Annotated in this window: 23 protein-coding genes and 4 pseudogenes; 18 read left to right on the forward strand and 9 right to left on the reverse strand. The window is 38.0% G+C overall.

Annotation, left to right across the window (positions count from 1 at the left end):
- Positions 1 to 178 precede the first annotated feature (178 nt).
- The 8 genes from WKT10_RS11955 (at position 179) to WKT10_RS11990 (ending at position 4,501) form a co-directional block, all read left to right on the forward strand.
- Positions 179 to 415, forward strand: coding sequence for a DUF6462 family protein (locus tag WKT10_RS11955; protein WP_008976884.1), 237 nt, complete (start codon positions 179 to 181; stop codon positions 413 to 415).
- Between the two features lie 32 nt (positions 416 to 447).
- Positions 448 to 696: an excisionase gene (locus tag WKT10_RS11960; RefSeq protein ID WP_117500813.1), complete on the forward strand. Its 249-nt coding sequence runs from the start codon at positions 448 to 450 to the stop codon at positions 694 to 696.
- A complete protein-coding gene (locus WKT10_RS11965; protein WP_008976882.1) occupies positions 684 to 1,469 on the forward strand; it encodes a ParA family protein in 786 nt (261 codons plus the stop codon). Before WKT10_RS11960 ends, WKT10_RS11965 begins: the two co-directional genes overlap by 13 nt.
- Entirely contained in the window at positions 1,459 to 2,358 is a 900-nt protein-coding gene (locus WKT10_RS11970; RefSeq protein ID WP_008976881.1) for a ParB/RepB/Spo0J family partition protein, read from the forward strand. Before WKT10_RS11965 ends, WKT10_RS11970 begins: the two co-directional genes overlap by 11 nt.
- Before the next feature lie 90 nt (positions 2,359 to 2,448).
- Entirely contained in the window at positions 2,449 to 3,447 is a 999-nt protein-coding gene (locus WKT10_RS11975; protein ID WP_008976880.1) for a DUF6017 domain-containing protein, read from the forward strand.
- 10 nt (positions 3,448 to 3,457) lie between these two features.
- A complete protein-coding gene (locus WKT10_RS11980; protein ID WP_008976879.1) occupies positions 3,458 to 3,754 on the forward strand; it encodes a hypothetical protein in 297 nt (98 codons plus the stop codon).
- Positions 3,755 to 3,793: 39 nt separating this feature from the next.
- Positions 3,794 to 4,114: an SdpI family protein gene (locus WKT10_RS11985; protein ID WP_255779374.1), complete on the forward strand. Its 321-nt coding sequence runs from the start codon at positions 3,794 to 3,796 to the stop codon at positions 4,112 to 4,114.
- A gap of 90 nt (positions 4,115 to 4,204) precedes the next feature.
- A complete protein-coding gene (locus tag WKT10_RS11990) occupies positions 4,205 to 4,501 on the forward strand; it encodes a hypothetical protein (protein WP_243037740.1) in 297 nt (98 codons plus the stop codon).
- Positions 4,502 to 4,741: 240 nt separating this feature from the next.
- Here the strand turns inward: WKT10_RS11990 and WKT10_RS11995 are convergent, their stop codons facing one another.
- Both WKT10_RS11995 and WKT10_RS12000 read right to left on the reverse strand, forming a co-directional pair.
- On the reverse strand, positions 4,742 to 5,899 hold the full coding sequence (locus WKT10_RS11995; protein WP_117500814.1) for a sensor histidine kinase: 1,158 nt from the start codon (positions 5,897 to 5,899) through the stop codon (positions 4,742 to 4,744).
- Positions 5,896 to 6,183, reverse strand: a pseudogene (locus WKT10_RS12000) (winged helix-turn-helix domain-containing protein); the annotation flags it as partial. The gene WKT10_RS11995 and the pseudogene WKT10_RS12000, both read right to left, overlap by 4 nt.
- Before the next feature lie 68 nt (positions 6,184 to 6,251).
- Here WKT10_RS12000 and ltrA (WKT10_RS12005) point away from each other — a divergent pair.
- From ltrA (WKT10_RS12005) to ltrA (WKT10_RS12050), 10 genes and pseudogenes are all read left to right on the forward strand, one after another.
- Entirely contained in the window at positions 6,252 to 8,159 is a 1,908-nt protein-coding gene (ltrA, locus tag WKT10_RS12005) for a group II intron reverse transcriptase/maturase (RefSeq protein ID WP_109258339.1), read from the forward strand.
- Between the two features lie 134 nt (positions 8,160 to 8,293).
- Positions 8,294 to 9,361, forward strand: a pseudogene (locus WKT10_RS12010) (VirD4-like conjugal transfer protein, CD1115 family); the annotation flags it as partial.
- Positions 9,362 to 9,685: 324 nt separating this feature from the next.
- Positions 9,686 to 10,168 (forward strand): DUF3955 domain-containing protein, encoded by a 483-nt coding sequence (locus WKT10_RS12015; RefSeq protein WP_117537619.1) that lies wholly within the window; start codon positions 9,686 to 9,688, stop codon positions 10,166 to 10,168.
- Between the two features lie 323 nt (positions 10,169 to 10,491).
- Positions 10,492 to 10,632 (forward strand): Maff2 family mobile element protein, encoded by a 141-nt coding sequence (locus WKT10_RS12020; protein ID WP_117993716.1) that lies wholly within the window; start codon positions 10,492 to 10,494, stop codon positions 10,630 to 10,632.
- A 139-nt stretch (positions 10,633 to 10,771) separates the two neighbouring features.
- Positions 10,772 to 11,146 (forward strand): hypothetical protein, encoded by a 375-nt coding sequence (locus WKT10_RS12025; RefSeq protein WP_002591345.1) that lies wholly within the window; start codon positions 10,772 to 10,774, stop codon positions 11,144 to 11,146.
- Positions 11,147 to 11,832: 686 nt separating this feature from the next.
- Complete coding sequence (locus tag WKT10_RS12030) at positions 11,833 to 13,995, forward strand: HelD family protein (protein WP_002591344.1); 2,163 nt, start codon at positions 11,833 to 11,835, stop codon at positions 13,993 to 13,995.
- A gap of 206 nt (positions 13,996 to 14,201) precedes the next feature.
- A complete protein-coding gene (locus WKT10_RS12035; RefSeq protein ID WP_002591343.1) occupies positions 14,202 to 14,621 on the forward strand; it encodes a winged helix-turn-helix domain-containing protein in 420 nt (139 codons plus the stop codon).
- A 422-nt stretch (positions 14,622 to 15,043) separates the two neighbouring features.
- Positions 15,044 to 15,439, forward strand: coding sequence for a plasmid mobilization protein (locus WKT10_RS12040; RefSeq protein ID WP_105310330.1), 396 nt, complete (start codon positions 15,044 to 15,046; stop codon positions 15,437 to 15,439).
- A pseudogene (locus tag WKT10_RS12045) lies at positions 15,411 to 15,692 on the forward strand (relaxase/mobilization nuclease domain-containing protein); the annotation flags it as partial. The gene WKT10_RS12040 and the pseudogene WKT10_RS12045, both read left to right, overlap by 29 nt.
- 671 nt (positions 15,693 to 16,363) lie before the next feature.
- The gene (gene ltrA, locus WKT10_RS12050) at positions 16,364 to 17,647 is read left to right on the forward strand and encodes a group II intron reverse transcriptase/maturase (RefSeq protein ID WP_340277412.1); all 1,284 of its coding nucleotides are present in this window, start codon (positions 16,364 to 16,366) and stop codon (positions 17,645 to 17,647) included.
- A 183-nt stretch (positions 17,648 to 17,830) separates the two neighbouring features.
- Here the strand turns inward: ltrA (WKT10_RS12050) and msr(D) are convergent, their stop codons facing one another.
- The 7 genes and pseudogenes from msr(D) to WKT10_RS12085 all read right to left on the reverse strand — a co-directional run bounded on the left by msr(D) (position 17,831) and on the right by WKT10_RS12085 (position 24,034).
- Complete coding sequence (msr(D), locus tag WKT10_RS12055; RefSeq protein WP_008976877.1) at positions 17,831 to 19,294, reverse strand: ABC-F type ribosomal protection protein Msr(D); 1,464 nt, start codon at positions 19,292 to 19,294, stop codon at positions 17,831 to 17,833.
- 120 nt (positions 19,295 to 19,414) lie between these two features.
- On the reverse strand, positions 19,415 to 20,632 hold the full coding sequence (gene mef(A), locus WKT10_RS12060; RefSeq protein ID WP_008976876.1) for a macrolide efflux MFS transporter Mef(A): 1,218 nt from the start codon (positions 20,630 to 20,632) through the stop codon (positions 19,415 to 19,417).
- 365 nt (positions 20,633 to 20,997) lie between these two features.
- Positions 20,998 to 21,159 (reverse strand): hypothetical protein, encoded by a 162-nt coding sequence (locus tag WKT10_RS12065; protein ID WP_153903692.1) that lies wholly within the window; start codon positions 21,157 to 21,159, stop codon positions 20,998 to 21,000.
- A 4-nt stretch (positions 21,160 to 21,163) separates the two neighbouring features.
- Complete coding sequence (locus WKT10_RS12070) at positions 21,164 to 21,541, reverse strand: TnpV protein (RefSeq protein ID WP_008976875.1); 378 nt, start codon at positions 21,539 to 21,541, stop codon at positions 21,164 to 21,166.
- A gap of 429 nt (positions 21,542 to 21,970) precedes the next feature.
- The gene (locus WKT10_RS12075; RefSeq protein WP_322099891.1) at positions 21,971 to 22,258 is read right to left on the reverse strand and encodes a helix-turn-helix domain-containing protein; all 288 of its coding nucleotides are present in this window, start codon (positions 22,256 to 22,258) and stop codon (positions 21,971 to 21,973) included.
- Positions 22,235 to 22,459 (reverse strand): annotated as a pseudogene (locus tag WKT10_RS12080) (hypothetical protein); the annotation flags it as partial. The gene WKT10_RS12075 and the pseudogene WKT10_RS12080, both read right to left, overlap by 24 nt.
- A gap of 27 nt (positions 22,460 to 22,486) precedes the next feature.
- A complete protein-coding gene (locus WKT10_RS12085) occupies positions 22,487 to 24,034 on the reverse strand; it encodes a relaxase/mobilization nuclease domain-containing protein (RefSeq protein WP_008976870.1) in 1,548 nt (515 codons plus the stop codon).
- Positions 24,035 to 24,049: the final 15 nt, after the last annotated feature.

Raw genomic sequence — 24,049 nt, forward strand, 5'->3', positions numbered from 1 at the left:
AATTTGTATTCCAACATGAATCATCATGAAGAATGGTGATTAGTTGTCAGTAATACTACTCTAACAATATAGATTGTTGAGGGCACTTTTTGAAAGAAAAATCTTTCAGAGAGTGCCCTTTTTTTATTCATTAACAATGTCCGTTGTGGTTGAGTAAAAGCTGAAAGGAGAAACAGATTTGAAAACAGAAAATATGTACTATAACCAACAGAAACGTTCAGAGGTAAAAGAAGAAGCCCGTCGACTTAGAAGAAAATTTCTTCGTTATCAACAAGCAGAAATCGTATATAGCCTGTCACATAAAAAGTTGATGGAACTTGCAAATGATGCGGGTGCGATTTACAGAATGGATGGAATCGTTTTGATAAACAGAGAAATCTTTGATGAATATCTTGAACAATTTCATGAAAAATAAGATGACAAATCGGAGAAAGGAATTTAGTTGAGATGCATGGAAAGGTATGGATGTTTTCTAATCTTATTGATGATGAAGATATAGAATTTATGCAACATGAATTTATAAGTTATAAACAAGCTATGGATTATTACGAGCTTGGATATAAGCCAATCGTAAGATTATCGCATAAGGCAGGAGCAGTTTATAAGATTGGGAAAAAAGTTCTAATTAAGCGAAGTACATTTGAAAAATATCTGCGAGAAAATATCAGAAGGGAGAAAGAAGAATGGGAAAGGTAATTTCAGTAGCAAACCAGAAAGGCGGAGTTGCAAAAAGTACAACAACCTTAAATCTTGGAGTAGGATTAGCGAGAAATGGAAAGAAAGTATTGTTAATCGATGCGGATCCACAGGGAAGTTTGACAGCTAGTCTTGGATATGTAGAACCGGACGATATTGGAACTACACTTGCAACTATTATGATGAATATTATCAATGACGAGGAAATTGCTGAGGAAGAAGGCATTTTACATCATGAGGAACAATTGGATCTCCTACCGGCCAATATTGAGTTATCTGCTCTGGAAGTAACCATGAGTAATGTAATGAGCAGAGAACTGATCATGAAGGAATATATTGATACGATGCGATCACGATACGATTATATTTTGATTGATTGTATGCCGAGTTTAGGCATGATGACTATCAATGCTTTAGTAGCTTCTGATACGGTTCTGATACCTGTACAAGCTGCATATCTGCCGGTTAAAGGACTTCAACAGTTGATCAGGACTATTTCTATGGTAAAGAAGAGATTGAACCGGAAGCTGACGATACAGGGAATTCTTTTGACAATGGTGGATTTTCGTACTAATTACGCCAAAGATATTGCTTCCAGAGTGAGAGAAACTTATGGATCTAAGATTTCTATCTTTGAAAATGTCATTCCACTATCAGTTAAGGTAGCTGAAGCAAGTGCGGAAGGAAAAAGTATTTATTGTCATTGTCCAAATGGAAAAGTATCTATGGCTTATGAAAATCTGACGCAGGAGGTTTTGGAAAATGAAAAGTAGAAGTGGAGAAAAAATCAAATTGACAAGCATTGATGAATTGCTAGGAGTAGTCAATGAAGAGTCTGCAATGGAAATAGAAATCAACAGAATACATGCATTTAAAGATCATCCTTTCAAAGTATTGGATGATGAAAAGATGGCAGATTTAGTAGAGAGTGTAAAGACCTACGGGGTATTGACACCAGTTTTGTTACGGTCCGATGGTGAAAATGGATATGAGATGATCTCAGGTCATCGAAGAATGCACGCGGCTGTTATAGCTGGATTGGCAACAATTCCTGCAATTGTGAGAGAATTATCCGATGATGATGCAGTCATCGCTATGGTAGATGCCAATATCCAACGAGAAGAGTTACTTCCGAGCGAAAAAGCATTTGCTTATAGAATGAAATTGGAGGCAATGAAGAGACAAGGGGTAAGAAACGATTTAACTTTGTGCCAAAATGGCACGAAGTATCGTACTGATGTAGTTATAGCTGAACAGGTAGGAGAGAGTGCTCGTAATGTTCAGCGTTACATTCGCCTTACAGAATTGATTCCGGAGTTATTAGATATGGTAGATGCAAAAAAATTGAATTTTACCATTGCCGTTGATATTTCCTACATTGATAAGGAAATGCAGAAATGGATCTACGAGTATATCCGAGATACAGGATTTATTAAACCAAAGCAGATTACAGTTTTGAGAAAACAGTTGGAAGAAGGATCGGTGAATCAGGGATTTATGATCTCGATTTTCAATAGTTGCATTGCGGTAAAAGCACCGGAACGAAAAGTGGTGTTATCAGGAAAGAAACTCACAAAATATTTTCCGGAAGATTATTCGGAAGCGGATATGGAAAAGGTGATTGAGGAATTACTGGAACAATGGAAAAGAGAACATGAATAAGGGGTGTCAAAATAAGATAACCCAAAGAAAGAAGAGATACAGAAGTTTAAAAAAAGGACTTCTATGAGAGAAAGGAAGGGAGGAAGATACATGGACAAAAAAATGAATTTTAAATATTTTTATGGAACAGAAGCAGATCAGTTTAGTTTTTACAGAATACCCAAAGCTCTATTTACCAATGAGTGCTTCAAGGATCTTTCCAGTGATGCGAAGATTTTATACGGTTTGATGCTGGACAGAATGTCTTTATCCATTAAGAATCAGTGGTTTGATGAAGAAAATCGGGCATATATCTATTTTTCCATTGAAGATATCATGGAATTATTGAATTGTGGCAGAAATAAAGCGGTGAAATCTCTTCAGGAGCTGGATGATGAAAAAGGGATCGGTTTGGTCGAAAAGCGCAGGCAGGGCTTTGGAAAGGTTACGATCATCTATGTAAAATCATTTATTCAGGAGGGGTGTGAGGAAGAGAAAAAAGAAAAATCAAAGATGGTGAAGTTTACAAATCAAACTTCTGTAGAGGAAGAAGAGATAGAAGAAGTTTACATTTCAAACTTCAAGAAGTCCCAAAAACAAACTTCAAGAAGTCCCGAAAATAAACTTCAAGAAGTTTACATTTCAAACTCTAATAATACTAATATTAACAATACTAATCTTAGTGAGAATAAATCTAATCATATCGTATCTGCAGATGGGATAGGATCCGAAGAGGATGAGATGGAAACATTACATGCGTATCAATCTCTGATCAAAGACAATCTGGATTATGATTCTTTGTTAGTGAGTCATCCTCATGACAAAAATCAGATTGATGAAATCGTGGATCTGATCGTAGAGACTGTTATGTGTAAGAGTGATAAAGTATTGATTGCAAGCAATTGGTATTCAGGAGCTTTGGTAAGAGGAAAATTCATGAAACTGGATTATTCCCATGTAGAGTATGTGCTGCATTGTCTGGAAGGAAATACGAGTAAAATCAAGAATATCAAGAAATATTTACTTGCGGCATTGTTCAATGCCCCTTCAACGATAAACGGATATTACAGGGCAGAGGTAAATCATGATATGCCGTGGCTGGTAAAATAGGAGGATGGATATGGTTATTTTAAAATTGGCAGGAAGAGTGTTATTGGTTCCATTGTGGTTCATCATTTCAATCATAGGTGCCGGAGTGAAGTTACTGGTACATATGGTGGCAATCGCAAAAAAGATATTGGGATTCGGAATTATGGCGTTGCTCATAGGAACAGTGATCTGTTACCAAGACTGGCTCCAGGCAGCTTTTCTGGCTTGTATGGGAGGTGTTCTGATTTCTGTTTTATTTGCTGGAGAATTTATAGATACTGTAATCGACTTGCTTAGAGAAAAAATATGTGCATTGATTTTAGGTTAAAAAAGATGATGATAGTTGAAAGAGTCTTAGTGATTTCAGATGAAAATAGAGCCTCTCCACTTTAGGGAAACACATAGATTTAGCGGCAAATTATGGATGGCATCAGGTATTTTATGTATGCTTTGTGGACTTTTTGGGAAAAGCATGGCTGCATTGGTTGTGTATATTATAAGCATTATGGCAGCTGCAATCATTAGCATTCTCTACTCCTACTTTTTTTATAAGAAAAAGCTGGCAACCGGAGAAGGCTTAAAAATTCAGTATAATACAAAAAAGTGTGATATATCTGATCATCGCAATTTCCGCTATTGTGTTTATTATATGGACTTTGTTTTGGGGAAGCATTCAGATTCGTTGTAATGATCGTGATTTTAACATTGAAGCAAAAGGATGGAATGATTATACAGGGAGTATTCGCAAATTGATAGCATTTCTTATGAAGAAAATGTATTGCAGAACGATAATGATTACAGAACTAATGGTTTTGGAAAACTGAAGCATGCTATGGGTAACTTCAAAAACGATATCTTCGGAGATTATATCCGCTATACTCATGCCTCCTGCCATTCATATGTTGTCGTGAACATAGATGGAAAAATATTAGTTGTAAATGGGGAAAATGATGCAGAGATAAAGGAAATCTATCAGAGAATAAGTGAGAAGGTGTCAAAGGGGGAATGTCTAAAAAAGTGTGTAAGTAAGTTGTCTGATAATTTTTCTATTACCTGCTTGATTACCCTGTTTTAAATACCGGATTGTCAGTCAAGGTAAGGGTTACAGCCTTGACTGACAATTCTGGTATTTGACAAAATTTGGAGTGCAGGTCATCAGAACTTACACAGTTTCTATTACACTCTCGTCAAAGGAAAGAAAATAGTTGTCGGAAACGCTGAGAAGAAATTATTCTCAGTCAAATAACAAATTATTCTATTTTTCTCATTTAGCAAATCTGTTTTAATAGCGTTGACAAATGTGTAAAATGGAACGCTACATTGAATGCTGTGCAAAAGTCACCTCGAAAATCGTTCCCCCAGTCTTGCCTGATTTGATACAAATACTGCCATCATGTACTCTAACGATTTCACGGACAAAAGCAAGACCTAGCCCTACGCCACCCAGCTCCCGGCTTCTGGATTTATCCACACGGAAGAATGGCTCGAACACTCTCTCCCTAAGCTCCTTTGGTATTCCGCTTCCCGTATCTTCTACAGACAGATAAACATGCTTGTTTCTCTGATATGCGGTTACTGTAACCTGTCCGAGCGGATGATTATATTTGATGGCATTCTCAACCAGATTGTATACAAGCCTGTAAATAAGGATATCACTGCCTGTCATAGTGGCATCCTCACATTTTCCAATCAGCTTTATATTCTTTTCCACGGCAAGAGGCTCAAGGTCTGCCAAAACCTCTTCAACAATAGCATCCAATATAATTTTATCATCCCTTCCCACCGTCTGAAGCTCACTCATGTCAAGAAGAGTCTTTACCATCCTGTTTAATTTATCATTTTGTTCCGTAACCATTTTTATGGTCTGCAAAGTGTCTGCATCATTTCCCGGGTGAGAGGCAGAATTATATAAATCAAGCTGTACCTGCATTAACGCTAATGGAGTACGCAGCTCATGTGCTGCATTTGCAGTAAACTGTCTCTGTATCTCAAATGCTTCCGACAGACGCTCAAGCATCTTATTATAAGAAATACCCAGCTGGTTCAGTTCCTTAACATTGTTTTCCTCTATTCTTGAATCAGACAGATTCTGAGCCTGTACCTCTTCAATTTTATCTGAAAACTCCCTGATTGGTCTGAGTGCATGCCCGCTTATAAAATAAGTGACGACACCTCCCAAAAGCGCCAGCAAAACCGTGATTATCAGACTGTTTCTTTTATAGTCGGCCTTATTATTGTACACCTGAAACGAAAATTCATCCGCAAACTCATCCCACTTATCGTCCGGTATGCTGATATATATTTCATCTGATTTGTTTCCTTTTTCATCCCACTGTGACTCTACCGCATCCTGCAGAGAATCGATGTAATGCACACCATTTTTATAGACAAACATAGTCAGGCAGCCACATATAATAGCAATACACAATGTAGTAATGCACGTAAGTCTCCACTGTAGCGACATTCTTTTCATCTGTCAGACTCCTCCCGTATTTTATAGCCTTCACCTACCTTGTTCTGAATGGGATCATATCCCAGCTTCGCCTTGAGCTTTTTTCTAAGTGAAGACATATGTACCCTGATTGCTCCGCTAAAGCTGTCTGCCGTGGCATCCCACACATGCTCTATCAGCTCCTCCTGACTCACCGGTCTGCCTATATTGATAAGTAAATATTCCAAAATACCATTCTCTTTTCTTGTCAGTGGAACCGGCTCTTCCTTTGCATATGCCTCGCGTTTAATCGTATCAAACTTTATTATTCAGTCTTATGATAAGGATTACGAGTAAGACCAAAAGGGTCACTTTCGAGAGGAGGTGATGCCTTATGCCAAAGAAAAGTAAAACATTATGTGTAGATGACCTGCGTCATGCGGAGTACTATGGAATGCAAGATACTTTTGATGAACTATATCAAAAAAGTCAGAACGGTGAAGTATTTGAGAATCTTATGGATTTGATAGTGAGCAGGGATAACATTTTACTTGCGTACCGAAACATCAAAGCGAACAAAGGCAGCTACACGGCAGGAACAGATAAAAAGAACATCACAGATATTGGGAGTCGAACTCCTGATGATGTGGTAAAAAGAGTGAGATTTATTGTTACGGGAAGCGAACACGGCTACAGACCAAAGCCTGTAAGACGGAAAGATATCCCGAAACCAAACGGAAAAACACGTCCGCTGGGAATCCCATGCATATGGGATAGGCTGATACAGCAATGTATCAAGCAGATCATGGAACCAATCTGCGAAGCAAAGTTCAGCAATAATAGTTATGGATTTCGTCCGAACAGATCCGTTGAACATGCCATTAACAGAACCTACACCATGCTTCAAATGATGAACCTTCATTATGTTATTGAGTTTGATATTAAAGGATTTTTCGATAACGTAAATCATAGCAAGTTAATCAGACAGATATGGTCGCTGGGTATCCATGATAAAACGCTGATTTTTATTATCAAGCGAATACTAACAGCTCCAATTAAAATGCCCGATAATACAACGGTATTGCCCGACAAGGGTACACCACAGGGAGGAATTATCTCACCACTACTGGCAAACATCGTTCTAAATGAATTGGATTGGTGGATAGCCAGTCAATGGGAGGAAAATCCAATTGCTATAAGCAGAGGGCGAGAAAGAATAATCGGAAAAACTAAGGTTTTTGATAAAAGCCATGGTTATAGGATTATGAAAAACACAGAAATGAAAGAAATGCATATCATTCGGTATGCGGACGATTTTAGGATTTTCTGTAGAACGAAAGAGGACGCAGTCAGGACAAAAGAAGCGGTTACGGAGTGGATTGAAGAGAGGTTGAAATTAGAGGTGTCTCCTGAGAAAACAAGGATTGTGAACACCAGAAAACGGTGGTCAGAGTTTCTTGGATTCAAAATAAGGGTAAGGTTGAAGCATCATAAATATGTGGTGCAGTCGGCAATCTGTGACAAAAAGGTTGAAATTGAAAGAGCAAAGCTAGTGGAACAAGCGAAAAACATCGCAAAACCCAGAGAGAAAAAAAGTTGTTTATCAGAAATTCAGCTATATAACTCCATGGTGTTAGGCATACAGAATTACTATCAGCTTGCCACCTGTATCAGTATTGATTGCAGAGAATTCCATAGGCGAGTAATGACAGTTTTGACGAACAGGTTAAATACAGAAACAGGAAGTATGCTAAAACGTGAGGGTGGAACTATCACCCAAGCAGAAAAGGAAAGATTCGGACAGTCAAAAATGATTCGATATGTTTCAGGAATTGACCAGATGATCTATCCGATTGCATTCATCAAAAATAAAATACCGATGGCGAAGCGATCAATCGTTTGTAGTTATACAAAAGAAGGTCGTGCTCTGATTCATACAGAACTTAACCTTAATCAGTATGTTCTGAAAGGACTGAGAGAAAAAATATCCGTTGGTCATAGCACAGAATACCATGACAGTAAAATATCTTTATTTTCTGCTCAAAAGGGAAAATGTGCAATCAGTGGAGAAGAATTCGCAGATGCGGAACATGTAGCTGTATGGCTCAAAGTACCAGGATCACTTGGTGGATTTGAAAGATATAAAAACATGGTTCTGATTCACAAAAAATATCTGATTCTGTTACAAGAACTGCCCCAAGCAGCAATAAAAGACCTGATAAAAACACTCAATATCACAAAAAAGATGCTCGTGAAAATCAATAGTCTGCGAGAGCAGGCGAACCTGTCAGCAATAATATAAAACTTAAATTTGGTGACTGATTAAATGTCTTGTGAAGACAATCGATGGAGCGCCGGATGCGGTGAAAGTCGCATGTCCGGTGTGAAGTGGGGGAAAAGGTGGAGATAATATCAAAACCTTACCTATCACTATAAGCGGAACGTCTTCTGTATTCTGCCCTGATCGGTTATATCTGGTATGAAGCACCGGAAGAAGAGCAGAACTTTTCTACTCTTTTGGAATTCATCAATGCCAGTGAAACGAGAGAAGATGATGAAGAATTTAAGAATGCGGTAGATGAACTGTTTGAAGAATTGGAAGCAGAGAATCCGGAACACTTTGCAGTCAGACAATATCGAAAATATAAGCTGGCCGCCGGAAAAACAGCGAAGTCGATCCTTATTTCCTGTGGAGCCAGATTAGCTCCTTTTGATATCCAGGAGCTTCGGGAAATCATGTCCTATGATGAGATGGAGTTGGATATGATCGGAGATCAGAAGACAGCAATGTTTGTCATTATCAGTGATACTGATGATACTTTCAACTTTGTGGTGGCAATCATGTACACACAGCTTTTTAATCTGCTCTGTGATAAAGCAGATGATGAGCATGGTGGAAGACTTCCGTACCATGTGCGATTACTGCTGGATGAGTTCAGTAATATTGGTCAGATCCCGAAATTTGATAAACTGATCGCAACGATTCGAAGCCGTGAGATCTCCGCCTCTATTATTTTACAGTCGCAGAGTCAGTTGAAAACCATTTATAAGGATGCTGCTGAAACCATCACGGGGAATTGCGATACCGTATTATTTCTTGGAGGAAAAGAAAGTTCCACGTTAAAGGAAATCTCGGAAACGCTGGGAAAAGAGACCATCGATCTTTACAATACCTCTGATACCAGAGGAACAAGTCAGTCCTATGGTTTGAATTATCAGAAGACAGGGAAAGAATTGATGAGCCGGGATGAACTGGCTGTAATGGATGGAAATAAATGTATCTTACAGCTTCGAGGCGTACGGCCATTTCTTAGTAACAAATATGATATCACAAAGCATAAGAGATATAAGGAATTGTCGGATGCGGATAAAAGGAATGCGTTTGATGTGGAAAAATATCTGGAGCATAAACTGGTCTTTTCTCAGAATACAGAGTTTGAGATGTATGAAGTAAATGTAACAGAAGAGGATGTGAAAGAAGTGATAGAGGAAGAAGTAAACTAAAAAGAGTATCTTTTGGGTTAGAAATGTGATATTCTTTTATAAAAACAAATTTGAATTGAACTAAATTTCAAGTTGTGAAGGTGAAATGGCAATGTACCCTAATTTTTGGTTAATAATGTTTTGTGCTTTTATAGTTTTGCTGGAAGATATATCAGTAAAAAAAAGGAAATAGATAAAACGGGAAATTTAAATGTTGGAGAAGGGAATATTAGCCTCAATATAGGAATGCAAGAGGTTCTTGCGTCTGTTTTTTTGATATGCAAGAGGCACTTTCTTGAAAAAAACTTGGTTGAATTATAGACTGGAAACACGGAGGTGAAATACATGGATTTTGGAGAACAAATTAAAAACATTCGTCAAAAAGAAAAATTGACACAAGAACAATTTGCTATGAAACTGAATGTGAGTAGACAAGCTGTTTCAAACTGGGAGAATAACAAAAATCTTCCAGATATAGGAATGCTTATTTTGATGTCTGATGTGTTTCAAATATCTCTGGATTATTTGATTAAAGGAGAAAACGAAATGAACAACATGACAGAAAAAGTAATCAAAGATGGAAGTGAAACCAGAAGAGCCAAGTATAATATGGTGTGCTCGATTATAGGCAGTTTCTTGATTTTAATCGGAATTATACTGCTTTTTGTGAAGGGACTGTCGGTAGAGTATATTGATGCACAAGGGGTGCTGCATGAGAATTTCTTTCTTGTCCCAATTGGATTTTTATGCGTGTTTAGTGGTTTGATTTCTTTTATTACAGTTGGTATAACTACAATTATCAGCAAATTTAAAAATAGGAACTCATAATTATAGTGCTATTTTCAAGGCAATTTTTTCTTGAATGTGGAAACTATTATTCACATGGATTGTCAAATTTCAGTTTGTCAAATTGAAGTGTAGTATTAAAAATTAAATAAAAAGCGTTAGAGCATGTAGATATCCGTCTATGTGCTCTTTTTTTGCGTTTTTTTAAGAAAAGCCCTGATGATCAGGCAGAAAGGAGAGGAAAGTGAAGATAAAAATAAGATCACCTTGCAAATAAAACCAGTAAAAAAAGAGGTCTGAATAATAGGGGAAGGAGAGAGGAAACGCTGACAGACCATAGAAACAGCGTTTATTCAGAAAAGAATATGGGATTTTTCGGAAGTGCAATTACAATCTTACAGACATTAGTCGTAGCGATTGGTGCAGGTCTTGGTGTCTGGGGAGTCATCAACCTGATGGAAGGTTACGGAAATGATAATCCGGGTGCTAATGCTCATGTGCCATAAAGTAACACACTGATAAATGCAGACAGCCAACCTCTATTCCGTATAAAATGGCATATATGGCATTTCAAATATGTGGTTCAGAAGTAGAAGAAAACTGAAAACAGTATTCCACAATTTGAAAGGATAGAGGTAATTGAGCATGGAAAAAACAGTATATATCACAGAGGAAGAACGGGAAAAGTGTCGCAAAGTGATTGATGTGTTTGAGGAACTGTACGAAATAGAGGACGAAGATATTTTGTTGGTTGATGTTGGTAGGTATGGCTTTGTTAAACTGCAATGCTATACAGCGTCACATGGCTTTGAGGAGCTTGACACCTATACAGACAGTAACAGCTTATTTGAGGGGCTTTGGGAGGAATGGCTTAGTCTAAATGTATTTTTGCTTGCGAGAGAAATGCAGTTAGCTGATGTTCTTTATGATGATTTATTCAACAATCTTCCAAAGGAAAAACAGTCAGAGCTTACCGGGAGAAAAGACTACTTTGCAAAAAAGGCGGGTATCACTCTGTAAAATGAATTTTGCAGAAAGGAAACGCTCTATGTAGTGGATAAAAAAAGATTAGAATGGCTCTGTATATAATAACATACAGGGCTTTTCTTTTCCGAACCAACGACCAAAAGACAAACATTGTGGAAATGTGCATAACAGGCTATGGAATCATGGATAACTCTATTCACAGCACATGGAAAAGCTAAAGTGCAGCTTTCCCACGTCCTGCAAACAGAGTTACCCACAATTCCATGATACAGTCAGTTATACACATTACGCACAATGCCGACTACTACGGAATCCAACTCATTTTTTCACAGAACAAGATTTGCTTTTACAGAAAGAGATTATAGGTTGGAATGGAGATACGGGAGCCTGCATAGAGCACAGTGGAAAAGTTGAAGAAACTGATTGAGGAAGAATTTGTCGGGCTTGTGTTTCTGTCTGCTGAAGATATGGAGTAATAGCAAATTGGGACATAGTGGTATAACTGCTTTGTCCCAATTTTTTTATTGTTTTAATTACACGTCCGTATTAGAATTGATATGCTTGCAGAAATCAAATATCTAACATACTTCTTCCCACTGTAATAATACCATACAAATTTTATAAATACAAGACTGTTTATATAAGCTGACACATGCTAAACTAGCCTAGCAATGTTTCAGTAAAATTTTCTTTCATTTTTCAAGGAGGTCATAATCATTATGGGGAATAATCAGACAGAAAAAGCGTTTGAAGAAAAAAGATTAGCACAAACAATCTCTTTAGCCGAGGAACAATTAAAGCAGGCAAAAGAAGCGGCAGACAAAAAGAAATCAGAAATTATCGAAGCCAAAAAAGATGTGCGTGAAAATACAGAACACGGTATTACATCACTGTATACATCGGACGGTTTCGAGGCACTTGTTGAATTAAGCCAATATATCAATCCTGTAACAGACAAAATTATAGATTACGAAGAAGAAGAACATAAAATACTTCTGTTAGAAAAGATGATTAAATCGCCCTATTTTGCCCGAATTGATTTTAAATTTGATGATGAGGACGAATTTGAAAAAATATACATTGGACGTTCTTCTCTACGAAAAAACAGCTATCAAGAGATGTATGTTTATGATTGGAGATCGCCGATTGCCAGTATTTTCTATCGTTTTATGACCGGCGAAGCGTTTTATGACGCTCCATGTGGACGAGTAACAGGCGAACTCAATTTGAAACGCCAATATGAAATAAAAAACGGAAAACTGGAATATTTCTTTGATTCAGATGTTCAGATTGTTGATGAATTTTTAAGGCAATTACTGTCACAAAACACTACTGCTAAAATGAAAGCGATTGTTGAAACAATTCAGCATGAACAGGACGTGGTTATTAGAGATATGGAAAATGACCTGCTAATGGTACAGGGTGTAGCGGGAAGTGGAAAAACCTCTATTGCTCTCCACCGGGCTGCTTATCTTATGTATCAAGGTTTACAAACAAAGCTGTCCGCAAATAACATTATGATTATTTCCCCAAATTCTATATTCGAGCAATATATTTCAAATGTATTGCCCGAATTGGGAGAAGATAATGTTATTTCTTCCGTGTTTGAAGATATACTTAGTGCGTTATTAATTGGCAGGAAAATTCAGTCAAGAAATGATTTTTTAGAAAACCTGATTGTCAATTCAAAATACAAGGAAATTTCAAGAAATAGTATAGAATTTAAAACGTCAAGTTTTTTTAGGGAAATTTTAGACCAATTTCTCATTGATATACCCCGCCAGTGGATAGAATTTGAAGATGTTTATTATGAGGGAAAATGCGTTGTAAGCAGGCAAATTCTAAAAGATAAAATATTAGGAAGAACAGAAACACCATTAGGCATAAAATTAGAACAATTAGAAGATTATATTTTAGAACAAATATTTGGAACAGGAAAAGGGCGGGGGCATAAAGAAGAAAAAAATCTAATCAAGCAGGAAATACAGAAATTTATAAAAATTGACATTGTTGAATTATATAAAATATTATTTAGCAATGAAGCCTATTTTTATAGCCTGCTGCAAAATAGCAATCTGTCACAAGGCATAAAAAGTATATGGGAATATACTAGGGAAAATTTGGAAGCAGACAGATTGTATTATGATGACGCAATAGCAATCGCTTATTTGTATTTAAAAATATACGGAACAAATAAATATAAAAATATTAAGCAGGTAGTCATTGATGAAGCACAGGACTACTACCCTCTCCAATATGAAATATTTAATTTGCTATTTTCTAATGCCAAATTTACTATTTTAGGAGATATGAAACAGACTCTTGCCAAAAAAGAAGATATTTCTTTCTACGAACAAATTCAAAAAATATTGAACAAGAAAAAATCTTCTCTTATTATGTTGGATAAAAGTTTCCGTTGTACGAATGAAATTTTAAATTTTAGTTTAAAGTTCATTGAAAAAAGTTCACAGATAAAAAGTTTTAATCGGAATGGCGATAGCCCAAAAGTATATATTGCTGATAATTCCGAAATCTTCATTGATGAAATTGTTAAGGAAATAAATCTATGCCAGGAGAAAGGGTTTCAGTCGATATGCTTAATTTGTAAAACCGAAAAAAATTCAATCTATCTATTTAATAAAATTAAACACAAACTTGATATTCAGTTAATCAAAAATGGGAGCGTATCAGATTTACAAGGCGTGTTTATCTTACCAGTATATATGTCAAAGGGATTAGAATTTGATGCTGTCTTAATTTGTGATGCAGACAGCCAAAACTACCATGATGAAGATGATAAAAACCTCTTATATGTTGCCTGCACAAGAGCACTTCACAAACTTAGCTTATTTTGTGAAAATGAGGTTAGCCCGCTGATATAGATAAATTTACAATATATTGAATTGCCAAAATGCCAAACGCAGCGTAGGCGCAAATGAACAAAATGATAATAATTAGACAGACCACCTATTCTCTTAATGACATTAAATTGACATTACGCTCTCTATGATATATATTTGTTGCTTACTGTCAAAAAACACGACAGAAAAATATAGTTTAAATTCAACGGATAAAAGGGGTAATGAACATGGGAAAATTACTACTACTGACACTTAACGAACAAGAGGAAACAGCGATTGACAAAATCATATCGGCAATATCTAATTATATGCGACTTGAACCCATGCAGCTTACACCCGTTTCCGTGTTATCTTTTCCGGGATTGGAAATAAGGCAGAGCCAACGCCGGGTATTTCAAGACGGGGAGGAAGTCAATCTAACACGTCTTGAATATAATGCCCTTGTATTCCTTGCTTCCAATCCCGGCATTGTCCTCACAAGGACACAGATATTTGAAGCCGTTTGGAACATGGAAAGCGATACTTGCCATTCAAGTGTTGCCAACGTGATTTACAACCTGCGGAAAAAGATAGAGCCGGACAGCCGCAAGCCCACCTACATAAAGACCGTTTTAGGCATAGGCTACAAGTTTGCTTCCGGGGAATAACAACAGAACAACCGCCGCCCACCACAGCGACATACCATGACAGGAAATCAAGAAAAGGTTTCCTGTTTTTTTGCGCCAAAAAACGTGCTGATTTTCCAGCTTTGTCGAAAAGTTTTCTCAAAAAGTTTCCCAAAACTTTGCCATATCTTCATTTCTCTGCGTAGTAAGGAGTAGAAGGGGAAGTTTACGCCGTTTTCTTAGAGCAAGATTCTACCACAGTACCAAATTTCGCCTATCGGCTCATTTTGTCCTGCGGGAATCTTGTTGGGGTTGCCACCCCAAGCCCGCCTTTTGCGGCTTGTGCCGCTTGAAAAATCCCCCAAAAAATTTTTTCGGATTTTTCAAAAAACACTTCCGCTTATGCCCCTGTTTTTCTCCTATTAGTGAAAGGGCAAAGCATAAAAGAAAGGAGGTCTACGACCATGAAAAGATACAACACGCCCCACCGCCGCCGGGTAATCAAAACACGCTTGACCGAGGAAGAATACGCCGAGTTTTCCGAGCGTGTCACCCTCTGCCAAATGAGCCAGTCCGAATATATCCGGCAGGCACTAATTAAGTCACGCATACGCCCGGTCATTACCGTTTCCCCGGTCAATGATGAACTGCTCTCTGCCGTTGGGAAACTTACAGCAGAGTACGGGAAAATCGGCGGCAACTTGAATCAGATTGCCCGCTGTCTGAACGAGTACGGCGCACCCTATAACACACTCTCCAATGAGGTACGCGCCGCCATAGCGGAGCTTGCCGCCTTGAAGTTTGAAGTCTTGCAGAAAGTAGGTGAAACCGTTGGCAACGTTCAAACATATCAGCTCTAAAAATGCCGACTATGGGGCTGCCGAACAGTACCTAACCTTTGAGCATGACGAGTTTACCATGAAGCCCGCCCTTGATGAAAACGGGCGGCTTATCCCCCGTGATGATTACCGCATTTCTTCCCTTAATTGCGGCGGGGAGGATTTCGCCATAGCGTGTATGCGCTCCAATCTGAAATACGGCAAGAACCAAAGACGGGAGGACGTAAAGAGCCACCACTATATCATCAGCTTTGACCCCCGTGACGCACAGGACAAAGAGGATAATTTTTCTGTCACTGATTGAATAATATTATCTATCATACTGAATCACTCCTTTCAATATCAAAAGCTATATCCCATGCTGAGAAACGCCTTTTTTGCCATGTGTTCCTTATGCTTTACGTATATTTCTATGGAAAGGGGGCCTTCAAAATTCATCTTGAAGGCCTTATTTTTGTTTGCCCAGCATGGGCAAACTCTAACGGGTGTAAGTCCCGAACATGCCCAGATAGTGGGAAGTGTATAGCTGAACAGCAAGGGTGTTTGTCGTGAGGCAAAATCTGAAAGAAGCTGTAAGCAAACCTCTGGTCTGACGGACAGAAATCACATATAAGGCTAGGTTCTGATAGATAAGCTTGCAAAATAAAGCAAAATCTAATAACTATCACTTTTGTAGGAACAGAGTAAATGTGGCAGATATATGGAGGGAAAGAGTTTGCACCTTAACTGGGGAGGTCTCACAGAGGTTTCATTAGCCTAGTAACAACGAACGGTGAGAAGTCAGCAGAGCCCATAGTAGTGAAGAAGTTTCTGTAATGGAAATGGAGCGAAGGGGCGAACAATCAATCAGTTTTAGTAGAGTCTCGATTGCAGAAAAGACAACATCTGCCGTAACCAATCGGGTAAAGGGTGGTCAATTCAAGCGAGACGGAAAGGAACGAACGCATGGACACAAGTAGTCTAATGGAGCAGATATTAAGTAAAGATAATCTTAATACGGCATATCTGCAAGTCGTACGAAACAAAGGTGCAGAGGGAGTGGACGGAATGAAGTACACGGAACTCAAAGAACATCTTGCAAAGAACGGCGAAATTATCAAGGAACAGTTGAGGACAAGAAAATACAAACCTCAACCAGTACACAGAGTGGAGATATCAAAACCAGACGGTGGTGTCAGAAACCTAGGAGTACCAACAGTAACAGACCGATTTGTACAACAAGCCATAGCACAGGTACTAACACCAATCTATGAGAAACAATTCCATGACCATAGTTATGGATTTAGACCAAATAGATGTGCACAGCAGGCAATCATCACAGCGCTTGATATGATGAATGACGGCTACGATTGGATTGTAGACATTGACTTGGAGAAGTTCTTTGACACAGTAAACCATGATAAACTGATGACCTTAATTGGCAAAACAATCAAGGACGGGGATGTAATCTCAATCATCAGAAAGTTTCTTGTAAGTGGAATCATGGTAGACGATGAATACAGGGAATCTGTGATAGGAACACCACAAGGTGGAAATCTATCGCCACTCCTTGCGAATATCATACTGAACGAACTCGATAAGGAAATGGAACAAAGAGGGCTGAACTTTGTCAGATACGCAGACGACTGTATTATTATGGTTGGAAGTGAAATGTCTGCAAGGCGAGTGATGAGAAATCTCACGAAGTTCATTGAAGAGAAACTGGGGCTCAAAGTAAATATGACAAAGAGTAAGGTGGACAGACCAAGAGGGCTTAAATACCTTGGATTTGGATTTTATTTTGATAGCAGAACACACCAATACAAGGCAAAACCACATGCAAAATCGGTAGCAAGATTTAAGGCAAGAATGAAACAACTTACTTGCAGAAGTTGGGGAGTAAGCAACTCCTACAAGGTACAGAAACTCAACGAACTTATCAGAGGGTGGATTAACTACTTCAAGATAGGAAGTATGAAAACCCTTTGTGCGAAGTTGGACAGTAACATTCGCTATCGGTTGAGAATGTGCATCTGGAAACATTGGAAAACGCCACAAAATAGAGCAAAGAACTTGATGAAACTAGGAATCGAAAAGAACAGAGCCTTTCACGTCGCATACGCAGGATACAGAATAGCGTATGTATGCAATAAAGGAGCTGTAAATGTTGCGATAAGCAACAAGAGACTAACCCAATTTGGATTAGTCTCAATGTTAGATTACTACACCAAAAGGTGTGTTACTTGTTAAGTTGATTGAACCGCCGTATACGGAACCGTACGTACGGTGGTGTGAGAGGTCGAAATTTCTCGCCTAAGAGGAATTTCTCCTACTCGATTCTGATTAGAGGTCTAACCTACTTAACGTTTAGTTAAAATCAATAACCTCTTTCACGGCCTACTTACGATCTGTCAAATACGAAAAGTAAAATAATTATCGGACTAAGTTTAATTTCTTATCTTTAATTTCATAAATTACATCAGCCACATTTTCAAGTAACCGTTTGTCATGGGTGATAAACATGATCGTTCCTGCATATTCCTTCATTAGTATTTCCAAGGCCTCCAGGCTTGGTATGTCAAGGAAGTTGCTCGGTTCATCCATTAGTAGGATGTTATATCTACCCATAAGCATTTTAGCTAGCAATAATTTCATAATTTCACCACCGCTTAAAATAGATAAGCTTTTTCCAATATCGTTCTGTTTAAACCCCATGGATGCAAGCACGGAACGAATTTCTGAAACATTGTAATCACAATCCTCCTTCATAAACTCCAGGACTTTCTGATTACTGTTGTACTTGTAACCATTTTGTGCAAAGTATCCTATTTTTGCCTTAGGTGAAATAGAAATTCCATCTTCATAGTTTAAGATCATTTGGATTAAAGTTGTTTTTCCTGTTCCATTCCCACCAGTTAGAGCCACTTTTGCTCCAAGCGGAATTTGAAAAGATGCATCTTCAAACAATACCTTATCTCCAAATATTTTAGTAATATCCGTACCGACAATAGGATATGGATTATGGAGCTCCAATGCTTTACTTTGCCTGAAACGAATTCTGCGAATGTCTTCCGGAGCTTCTACATTTCCTAAGGCCGCAATCCGATGCTCTAGAGATTTAGCGGCATTATGCATCTTTTTTTCCTTACTTCCCATTGATTTCTGATGAGCCAAACGCCCTCCACGTTCCGTACTTTTTTTCTTTGAAGCACCTTTTGCCTTCTGTTCTATTTTACGAGCCTGTTTTCGCTTTTCCTCCGCAGCCCTTTCCAATCGGGCACGTTCGGTAACAAATTGCTCGTATTCTGCAACCTGGTTCTTGCGTTCTTCCTCTTTCTGACGAAGATAATCAGAATAGTTTCCCCAATACTCAGTGATTTTGCCATCTTTCAGTTCCCATATTTTATCTACTACCTCATCAAGAAAATAGCGGTCATGGCTAATAACTAACAGTGCACCTGTAAAATATTTTAGCTGTCCGACTAGAAAATCAATTCCTTCACGGTCTAAATGACTCGTAGGTTCATCCGCTAAAATACCATGAACCTGTGCCGATAAAGCTTGTGCTATTTTAAGCCTTGTTTCTTCACCGCCGCTCAAGGTTTGTATATCTAATTGCTTAACACCAAGCTTGCCTACAAGTGCAAAATCTTTTTCCTCCTGCAAGGTTACTTCGTCCAACTGAGGGATATAGGCAAGTTCACCCAGACGATTCATTTTACATCCTAGAGGAGTTAATTCGCCTAAAAGCACCTTGAATAAAGTGCTTTTTCCTGCACCATTTGCTCCTACTAAACCAATACGGTCATAATCATATACTTCTAAATTATCTATATCTAAAACATCGCGTCCTTTAAATTCCACACGAATGTCTTTTGCTTTTAATATCAATTCCATAACATTTTCCTCCTGTCTATAATCGCATGTTTTCATTTGCTTGTACGCAGGGAAAACCCTGCGATTTAAGCAGGAAGAATTACATGAAAATAAGATACATAAATATCCCTCCAATATTGTTTATTTTAAATCAAATTTTCTAATCTCAGTTATCATTGGGCAAACTATTGCAATGCAAATAATTAAAATACCTGATAGTAAAAACCAATGATTTACACCGATTCTATCAGCAAAGAATCCAGAAAGAATTAACCCAATTGGCATAGCAAGAGACATGATACTTCCAGTTAAAGAAAATACACGTCCTAAATATTCAGGCTTAATTTTCTCCTGAAAAAGAGCTGTTTGCACACCGCTGTAAAACGGAACCGAAAGCCCCATTATTGCACAGCAGACTACAAATATGAAAAATCCACTTTGGGGAAGTAATCCTGAAATGGTTAAGCTTATCCCCATCATAAAAATGGATGCCGTTATTAATAAGATTCGCTTTTGGTAATTCCCAAATAACCCTAATAATAGACCCCCTATCAACATACCAGAGGCATAAGCAATCTCCGTAATAGAAATATACATCGGTGTACCATTAAAATATTCCATAGTGATTAAAGGATATAAAGCATTTATGGGCATATAAACAAACATATATAATGTTCCAACGAGTAATAAAGCAAATAATCCTTTATTTTGCCGTAGTACAGCCATTCCTTCTTTCATTTCTCGTATGAAATTTGGTTTCAAACTTTGCACTTGATCACCCAGCTTAGGAATACGTACAATTGCTACCGTAATAGATGCAATCACAGCACCCAATACATCGATGGCAATAATAGCATTTAGTTCCCAAACGGAGTATAAGAGTGCTGCAACCGCCGGACTAACAATATAGCTTATAGACTGCAAAGACTGACTATAGCCTGCACATTTCGTAAGCTGTTCTTCTGGTACTAAAAGTGGCGTAACCGCATTGAGAGCCGGGGTGTGAAAAGCCGTTCCAATGCTACGGATAAACAATACTACCATAACCATCCAGATAGGTAGCTCCATATACAATGCAACAATAGCAAGCACTGCCCCAGCTGCTGCGATAATTAAATCAGCACCAATCATTATCTTCTTCCTATCATGACGATCCACTAATACACCAATAGCTGGTCCAAAGACCGCATAGGGTAAAAAACCTACTAGTGAAGCCATAGACAAGACTATCGCAGATCCTGTTTTCTCTGTAAGGTAAAAAATGATCGCCATTTGCAGGATGGCACTAGTGATTAATGATACTGCCTGCCCTGCCCATATTGTATAAAACTTAAGTTTCCAATTGTTGTATTTTTCCATTTATATTATCTCCTGCATATTATTTTGCTTGAATTTCTATTTTGAACAGCATTCTAGGCAATAAAAAATGCAGGCCAAAATCCACAATGTGGCTTTTGGTCTGCATACATACAATTTGGAAACATTCATATTAAAGACATAGTTAAATAAAGGTATAGTTAAATAACTTATATCTCACCGTAACTAATGAATGCTCAATATCGTATAAATAAGCACAACAAAAAAGCCTATCATCGGGGATAGATTCTGCTTTTTTTATTGCCAGCTTATCTTAAACGCATTGAGGCTGTCATAGTTTCGGTTCCTCCTAAACTCTTATTTGTATCAGCATATATTTTAACACAATAAGTTGTTTTAAGCAACGTTTAAAATTGAAAAAAGCCACGGACAGCGATAGCAAAATACGCAATACCGTCAATGGTCTCGATGAACAGTGCAAGCACTGCCATTGACGGTATTTCTTTATTTTGCTTATGAGCAGACAAGGGCAGTAAGCCAAAAGCTGGCTTACCGCCCCAATCACTCATTCTGTTATGCGTAGATAATCTCGCTGTAAATGATTTCTCTAACTCTGGACTGAATTTCATTCATTTTCTGTACCCACAGCATAGCATTATCTGCTTTCAGTTTCTCGGTCACATTTTCCTGCTCTGCAATTTGCTTTGTCAGCAGGAGCAAACGCTCCTGTGCCTGTCTGTCAATATCTGCAAGGTAGGAGTTTAGTGTACCCTCAATCAGCATTGTGGTATAGAGGAACTGCTTATGCTCCTTTAGATACTGCTTGTGGCGCTGTCCCCACAAACCGATAGGCTGTGTTTCTTCTTCGGAAAGTATCAGACAAGGGATATAATAATCTCCCTGCAATTCATACCATAAACCGTTGCTTTCATCAAAAATGTACTTGTCCATATAATAAATCCTCCAGTATAATATATTCGCACATACGTCACAGTTCTCCGATTGCCACATTCTCTTATATCTTGTTATCAGATTTTCTTGCCCTTGTGTTTGCCCTTATCAGCTTCCAAGGGAAGAATAAACGTAAGTGAAATCGTATAATAAGTTAAGGTGAGCATTTTGCGATAAACCCTTTATTTTCAAGGCTTTCGGAGGATTTTATTAAAACCCTGTGAGGGTTAATAACCACTTATAAAAATGTGGTTTTCAAATTGCAGTTTGTATAACTGGCAACCCAATCACAATTAAATCTTCACAGCTTTGCTAAGCAGGAAATCTGAAATGATATGCTCCCTTTATGAGAGACAGTAAAATAATAAACTGTCATCACGAAGAGAGCATATCTAAAGATTTCCTGCTTTTTTTATTTTATTAAAAAAATTATAATTCTGCAGAAAGTTCATGCATCCAGAAGGACGCAGCATCATATTCTCTTGGTTCAGATAATACTGGAACGGTGAGGACATCGATTGGTACGTAAAGTATTTTAGCCATTTTAGCAAGGATTTCATCACGAGGCTTTCTTGCATCTGCTTCATATTGTGCAATTCTGACATCAGCAGAATCTTCCGGAAAGCCAAGTGCAATACCTAGTTCTTTTTGTGTGAGATGATTTTTCTGTCTCAAATGTTTTAATTTTCTTCCAAACGTAATCATAATAGAAAACATATCATAGAGAGATACGACATGCTTCGACATCATTCCGGCCAGAGCAGTCTTAGGTGTGCATCCCTGTAATGAGGCAGCAATTTTAAATGCACTCAGGCGATCAATGCGGTCTCCGGTGTATTCTTTTTTCTTGTGTACCAGTACATCGGCACATTTTCGATATTGTTGTTCAAGGACAACATTAAATTCATTTTGTGTCATATTGTAATTCCTCCTTCGTAAAATGATTTATAATTCGGGTTCCCGTGTCTTTTGTTTTTTGGGAACCTGGTTGTGGAGAATTGCTTCCACATTTTTGTCTACGGTTCTTAAATCTTGTGTCAGATCCTTTAGAGATCGGATGGATGATTTTTGCTGGTCGATCTGTTCCTGCAAGCTGGCTTTTTGTTCCTTCAATGTTTTGATAGGAAGCATCTTTCCATCTGGATAAAAAGATTTCAGCCAGTCACGGGCTTCTTCATATGCTTGAATTTCAGCGGTGTGTTCCTTTCGGAATCTGCCTTTGTTTTTCGCTTTTAAAAATTCGGTATAGATTGCTTTCTGTGCAAAATATTGTCCGGTGTAATGAATCTGCCGGTTGATGCTTTTCAAATCTGCATTCATTTCCATAAGCTGATCTGTTGCCTGATCTAACTGTTTTTGAGATTCGGAAAAGGCACTTTTTAATTCGGTTTGGGTATTGTATCCATGTTCTTGCACATAGATAATGGTATTTGCCATTTCCTGAAGATTGGATATTTTTACCCGATGAGCATATCCGGGACTTTGCATTGCTTTCACATTTTTCTGAAGATCTACCACCAACCGTAAATGAGATCTGACATAAAGAATGGTTATCGGATTTTTTCGTAAGAAGAGCTGTTCTAAATGTTCTTTGCCGTATTGAGTTCCTAAAGCCTTCTCTGTAATCCGTTTGTCCCGATCCGGATGGAGATAACGATATCTTCCCCTCTCTTCAATAACGGAAATCTGATATTTTTCAAAAAGCAGAGATTGGAATTCCTGAAAGTTTTTGGAATGCGAGCTGCATTCTTCAATGGCATTTCTGAGTTCCTGCTTCTGTGTTTGAAATGTTGTGGCTGTTGGTTTCAATCCATCGGCAATGATTTTTTTATTTGTCTCTTCTAATTTTTTCTGTCCGGATTTTTGAGCCATATATTCTGCTTGTGGCACTTTAGTTTCAGCCGGAGAGAGAAGATCGATTTGATGAAGTCCCTCTTGGATGCACATATCCATAATTTCCTTTTTGAAATAATCCAGAAATTTATTTGTGGATCGGTGCTTGTATCCGGCTTCATGATCGTGAGGCTGCGTCATATAAGATTCTCTTTTTACTGTGTTTTTACGAACACTATTGATAACAATGTGCGTATGGATATTGCCGGATCCATTGTGACCATCGGTATGTGTCACGATAAGAGCCTGATATCCTGGAAAAATTTTCTTTGCAAGTTCTAAAGATAGAGCCTGTGCTTTTTCTCCCGTCAGATCACATTCAATAGCATCGGCAGGATCATAACTGATGATATAGTGATGACTTTTGATTTCGGATTTGCTTCGGTTCTTTTTAAAATGTTCATTACATTCATAGCATTCAACATCAAAAGTATCGGGATTACAGTTGAGACCATCCATGTATAATTCATCTCTTCGCAGTGGTCGATTAAATTCATCAAGAATCATTTTTCCGGTTGATTCATCATGTTGAAAGATGAGATAATCCAGAGCATCTGAATAGTTTGCATTTCGACTTTTAATATGTTTCACTATTGCCATGATAATCACCTATTA

The sequence above is a fragment of the Enterocloster sp. HCN-30185 genome (assembly GCF_037890305.1).
Lineage (GTDB): Bacteria > Bacillota > Clostridia > Lachnospirales > Lachnospiraceae > Enterocloster.

Excerpts from the sequence above, each read along its gene's own strand:
- WKT10_RS11985 (WP_255779374.1), top strand. The coding sequence starts at position 3,794 with ATGAAAATAGAGCCTCTCCACTTTAGGGAAACACATAGATTTAGCGGC.
- WKT10_RS11965 (WP_008976882.1), top strand. The coding sequence starts at position 684 with ATGGGAAAGGTAATTTCAGTAGCAAACCAGAAAGGCGGAGTTGCAAAA.
- WKT10_RS12015 (WP_117537619.1), top strand. The coding sequence starts at position 9,686 with ATGGATTTTGGAGAACAAATTAAAAACATTCGTCAAAAAGAAAAATTG.
- WKT10_RS12020 (WP_117993716.1), top strand. The coding sequence starts at position 10,492 with ATGGGATTTTTCGGAAGTGCAATTACAATCTTACAGACATTAGTCGTA.
- WKT10_RS12025 (WP_002591345.1), top strand. The coding sequence starts at position 10,772 with ATGGAAAAAACAGTATATATCACAGAGGAAGAACGGGAAAAGTGTCGC.
- WKT10_RS11980 (WP_008976879.1), top strand. The coding sequence starts at position 3,458 with ATGGTTATTTTAAAATTGGCAGGAAGAGTGTTATTGGTTCCATTGTGG.
- WKT10_RS11975 (WP_008976880.1), top strand. The coding sequence starts at position 2,449 with ATGGACAAAAAAATGAATTTTAAATATTTTTATGGAACAGAAGCAGAT.
- WKT10_RS12085 (WP_008976870.1), bottom strand. The coding sequence starts at position 24,034 with ATGGCAATAGTGAAACATATTAAAAGTCGAAATGCAAACTATTCAGAT.
- WKT10_RS12075 (WP_322099891.1), bottom strand. The coding sequence starts at position 22,258 with ATGTTTTCTATTATGATTACGTTTGGAAGAAAATTAAAACATTTGAGA.
- WKT10_RS11995 (WP_117500814.1), bottom strand. The coding sequence starts at position 5,899 with ATGAAAAGAATGTCGCTACAGTGGAGACTTACGTGCATTACTACATTG.
- WKT10_RS12070 (WP_008976875.1), bottom strand. The coding sequence starts at position 21,541 with ATGGACAAGTACATTTTTGATGAAAGCAACGGTTTATGGTATGAATTG.
- WKT10_RS12040 (WP_105310330.1), top strand. The coding sequence starts at position 15,044 with ATGAAAAGATACAACACGCCCCACCGCCGCCGGGTAATCAAAACACGC.
- WKT10_RS11970 (WP_008976881.1), top strand. The coding sequence starts at position 1,459 with ATGAAAAGTAGAAGTGGAGAAAAAATCAAATTGACAAGCATTGATGAA.
- WKT10_RS11960 (WP_117500813.1), top strand. The coding sequence starts at position 448 with ATGCATGGAAAGGTATGGATGTTTTCTAATCTTATTGATGATGAAGAT.
- ltrA (WP_340277412.1), top strand. The coding sequence starts at position 16,364 with ATGGACACAAGTAGTCTAATGGAGCAGATATTAAGTAAAGATAATCTT.
- WKT10_RS12065 (WP_153903692.1), bottom strand. The coding sequence starts at position 21,159 with ATGAGTGATTGGGGCGGTAAGCCAGCTTTTGGCTTACTGCCCTTGTCT.
- WKT10_RS12035 (WP_002591343.1), top strand. The coding sequence starts at position 14,202 with ATGGGAAAATTACTACTACTGACACTTAACGAACAAGAGGAAACAGCG.
- ltrA (WP_109258339.1), top strand. The coding sequence starts at position 6,252 with ATGCCAAAGAAAAGTAAAACATTATGTGTAGATGACCTGCGTCATGCG.
- WKT10_RS12030 (WP_002591344.1), top strand. The coding sequence starts at position 11,833 with ATGGGGAATAATCAGACAGAAAAAGCGTTTGAAGAAAAAAGATTAGCA.